Annotated in this window: 5 protein-coding genes; all 5 read left to right on the forward strand. The window is 69.7% G+C overall.

Annotation, left to right across the window (positions count from 1 at the left end):
* Positions 1-76: 76 nt before the first annotated feature.
* The 5 genes from HOV91_RS38475 (at position 77) to HOV91_RS38495 (ending at position 3,401) form a co-directional block, all read left to right on the forward strand.
* The gene (locus tag HOV91_RS38475) at positions 77-496 is read left to right on the forward strand and encodes a M67 family metallopeptidase (RefSeq protein WP_043688435.1); all 420 of its coding nucleotides are present in this window, start codon (positions 77-79) and stop codon (positions 494-496) included.
* 35 nt (positions 497-531) lie between these two features.
* Complete coding sequence (locus tag HOV91_RS38480; protein ID WP_159924369.1) at positions 532-804, forward strand: MoaD/ThiS family protein; 273 nt, start codon at positions 532-534, stop codon at positions 802-804.
* Positions 805-812: 8 nt separating this feature from the next.
* Positions 813-1,775, forward strand: a complete 963-nt coding sequence (locus HOV91_RS38485; protein ID WP_174190099.1) for a cysteine synthase — start codon at positions 813-815, stop codon at positions 1,773-1,775.
* Between the two features lie 66 nt (positions 1,776-1,841).
* Positions 1,842-2,567 carry a rhomboid family intramembrane serine protease gene (locus HOV91_RS38490; RefSeq protein WP_174190100.1) on the forward strand — a complete coding sequence of 242 codons (726 nt, stop codon included), beginning with the start codon at positions 1,842-1,844 and terminating at the stop codon, positions 2,565-2,567.
* A 69-nt stretch (positions 2,568-2,636) separates the two neighbouring features.
* Positions 2,637-3,401: a cyclic nucleotide-degrading phosphodiesterase gene (locus HOV91_RS38495; RefSeq protein ID WP_174190101.1), complete on the forward strand. Its 765-nt coding sequence runs from the start codon at positions 2,637-2,639 to the stop codon at positions 3,399-3,401.
* Positions 3,402-3,946: the final 545 nt, after the last annotated feature.

Here is a 3,946-nt window from a genome sequence, read left to right on the forward strand (position 1 = left end):
GGAGATGTTTATAAGAGACAGATTGTGACTCGTTGTCGACTGCGATGGGTCGGCGTGGTGGAAAGGTGTGCGACTCGTGCTGGTGATCAGGGCCGACCTCGTGGAGGCGATGGTGGCGCACGCGCGCGCCGATCACCCGGACGAGGCCTGCGGGGTCATCGCGGGACCGGAGGGCTCGGACCGTCCGGAGCGTTTCATCGCCATGGTCAACGCCGAACGTTCGCCCACGTTCTACCGCTTCGACTCCGGTGAGCAGCTGAAGGTGTGGCGGGCGATGGACGACGCCGACGAGACGCCGGTGGTGATCTACCACTCGCACACCGCCACCGAGGCCTACCCGAGCCGGACCGACGTGTCGTACGCCTCCGAGCCGTTCGCGCACTACGTGCTGATCTCCACCCGTGACCCCGAGCAGCACGAGCTGCGCAGCTACCGGATCGTCGACGGCGAGGTCACCGAGGAGCCGGTGCGGATCGTCGACGCGTACGAGAACTGAGACCCGATGCCCGTTCGCGAAACCGAGGAGTACTCATGCCGGTAACCGTGTCCATCCCGACCATCATGCGGGGCCTCACCGGAGGGGAGAAGCGCGTGCAGGCCGAGGGCGCCACGCTGTCGGCGCTGATCGATGATCTCGAGGCCAACCACCCCGGGCTCGCCGAGCGCCTGCTGAAGGACGGCAAGCTGAACCGCTACGTCAACATCTACGTCGACGACGAGGACGTGCGCTTCGCGGGCGGACTCGAGGCCGAGGTCCCCCAGGACGCCAGCGTCACGATCCTGCCCGCCGTGGCCGGAGGCTGACCCGTCCCGTGGCGCGTTACGAATCGCTGATCGCGACCCTCGGCAACACCCCGCTGGTCGGCCTGCGCACCCTGTCTCCCCGGTGGGACGGCGACGAACACGTGCGGCTGTGGGCCAAGCTGGAGGATCGCAACCCCACCGGCTCGATCAAGGATCGGCCCGCCCTGCGGATGATCGAGCAGGCCGAGGCGGACGGGCTGCTGCGACCCGGGTGCACGATTCTGGAGCCGACCAGCGGGAACACCGGCATCTCGCTGGCGATGGCCGCGAAGCTCAAGGGGTATCAGCTGATCTGTGTGATGCCGGAGAACACCTCGGTGGAGCGGAGGCAGCTGCTCACCATGTTCGGCGCGCGGATCATCGATTCACCCGCGGCGGGCGGCTCCAACCAGGCCGTCGCGCTGGCCAAGCAGATCGCGGCGGAGAACCCGGACTGGGTGATGCTCTACCAGTACGGCAATCCGGCGAACGCGTCCGCGCACTACGAGACCACCGGCCCGGAGATCCTCGCCGACCTGCCCGAGATCACGCATTTCGTCGCCGGGCTCGGCACCACGGGCACGCTGATGGGGACCGGTCGTTTCCTGCGCGAGAAGGTGCCGGGCATCGAGATCGTGGCGGCCGAGCCGCGTTACGGCGAACTGGTCTACGGCCTGCGCAACATCGATGAGGGATTCATCCCCGAGTTGTACGACGAGAGCGTGCTGACCACCCGTTTCTCGGTCGGGCCCTATGACGCGGTGAAACGCACCCGCGAACTGGTGCTCGAAGAGGGCATCTTCGCGGGCATCTCCACCGGCGCCATCCTGCACGCCGCGCTCGGCGTCGCCCGCAAGGCGATGAAAGCGGGCACGCGCGCCGACATCGCGTTCGTGGTGGCCGACGGCGGGTGGAAGTACCTGTCCACCGGGGCCTACGACGGCACGCTCGAAGAGGCGGAGGAGCGGCTCGACGGCCAGCTCTGGGCCTGATTCCCCGGTCGCGCCGGTACCCTCGGTGGAGCGGGGCCACGACCCCGCCACGGCGAGGAGGTGGCCATGACCGGCGCGGGACTCGGGCCGTCGTTCGACCCGGATCGGATCGCCGCGATCCGTGCGCGAGCGGGTAAGCCCGCCGGTGCGCCGGGGCCGTCCGCGCCCTCGGCGACCGGAGGCTTCGCCGCGATCAGGCAACTGTGGTTGCGCGCGGGGATACTGATCGCCGGATTCGTGGGGGTGCTCTACGGCGTCGAAGGGGTCGACGCCGCCGTCCACGGGGAGTTGGAGTACGCGGGCATCCAGCCGCGCCGCGCCGACGGACTGTCCGGCATCCTGTTCGCCCCGTTGCTGCACGACAACTGGGGGCACCTGATCGGCAACACGCTTCCGGTGCTGGTGCTCGGCTTCCTCGTCTTGCTGGCGGGCATCTGGCGCGGGCTGGCCGCGACCGCGATCATCTGGCTGCTCGCCGGGCTCGGCGTCTGGCTCACCGGAGCTACCGGCAGTGTGCACGTGGGCGCGTCCTCGCTGGTCTTCGGCTGGTTGACCTTCCTCATCTCGCGCGGCTGGTTCGCCCGCAACATCGCGCAGATCGTGCTCGGTCTCGTGGTGCTCGCCCTCTACGGATCGCTGCTGTGGGGCGTGTTGCCCGGACAGCCCGGAATCTCTTGGCAGGGGCATCTATTCGGCGCGTTGAGTGGATTGCTGGCCGGCTGGGTACTCTCTGGAGATGCACGACGAAACCGTCGCGGGGACCGAGCCGGAGTCGGCGCGGCTCCGCGGTGAGCGCGCGGCCCGCCGGAGAATGTGGGGGATCCTTTCTTGAGCGAGAATTCCGCGTGGCAGCATGGGGGAATGCGCCTTACCGTCCTCGGGTGCTCGGGCAGTGTGTCCGGCCCGGACTCTCCTGCGTCGGGTTACTTGCTGACCGGCCCGGACATGCCGCCGACGGTCATCGATTTCGGTCCCGGAGTGCTCGGCGCGTTGCAGCGCCACGCCGATCCCGGTGAGGTCGACATCTTCCTGACCCATCTGCACGCCGATCACTGCCTGGACCTGCCCGGTCTGCTGGTGTGGCGCCGCTACCACCCCACCCCGCCGGAGGGTAAGGCGATCGTGCGCGGCCCGTCGGACACTTCGCTGCGCATCGGCAACGCCTCCGCCGAAGTCGGCGGCGAATGCGACGACTGGTCCGACGTGATCGACATGCGGCCCTGGGTCGAAGGCGAGCCGATCTCCTTCGGGCCGGGCCACACGGTGACGGCGCGCCGCATGTACCACCCGCCGGAGTCCTACGGTCTGCGTATCGTCACCGCGGCCGGACGCACCTTCGTCTACACCGGCGACACCGCGCTCTGCCCCCAGGTGCACGAACTCGCGCAGGGCGCCGACGTCCTGATGGCGGAGGCGTCCTGGACCCACGACCCGGCGAATCGGCCGCCCGGCATACATCTTTCCGGCACCGAGGCGGGCCAGATCGCCGCCGAGGCCGGCGCGAAGGAATTGCTGCTCACCCACATCCCCCCGTGGACCTCCCGCGAAGACGTGATCGCCGAGGCGAAAGCCCAGTTCGCCGGCCCCGTACACGCCGTGGCCCCCGGCGAGTCCTTCGACCTCTGACCGCCCGCCCCGGCCCACCACCCTGGAAGCCGTGCGGACAGCCCCGACGCCGAAGGCGCGAATCGCGCTGCCGTGCCACTCCGGCTCCCGAATCACGATCTGAGGCACCCCTCCGTATCCGTGCAAGCCCCTAGCTCCGACCGCGTCGGGCACGCATTCCAGTCAGTCGCGAGCCGCGCGCCTTCACCGGCCGCGCCGATCCCGACCCCGGCGGCAACGATGTTCGCAACCCATTGCGACCAGCGGACCCGGCGGTGGCCACCCACCAGCGGCGGACGTCCGACGCAAGCCCCGAGTGTCGCCGCCCGGATCTCGGCGACCGGATCGTGCTTCGACGCGCCGGAGCCCGCCCGGAACCGCGCGGACAACCCCGGAGCAGCGGCCAGTTCGCCCACGGCAAGCCTTCAAGAGCAACACTTGCCCTGCACGCGCCCAGCGCACCCCAACCACGCCTTCCGAGCGAAGCGAGACCGAGCATCCGCCGTTCGCGGCCCGGCTCGCGTCCGAGCGGCCGCCGCGTCCGCGACGAAGTCGCCGGCGGCGTC

Origin of the sequence: Nocardia barduliensis, assembly GCF_013315795.1 — a bacterium.
In the GTDB taxonomy this organism is placed as follows: domain Bacteria; phylum Actinomycetota; class Actinomycetes; order Mycobacteriales; family Mycobacteriaceae; genus Nocardia; species Nocardia barduliensis.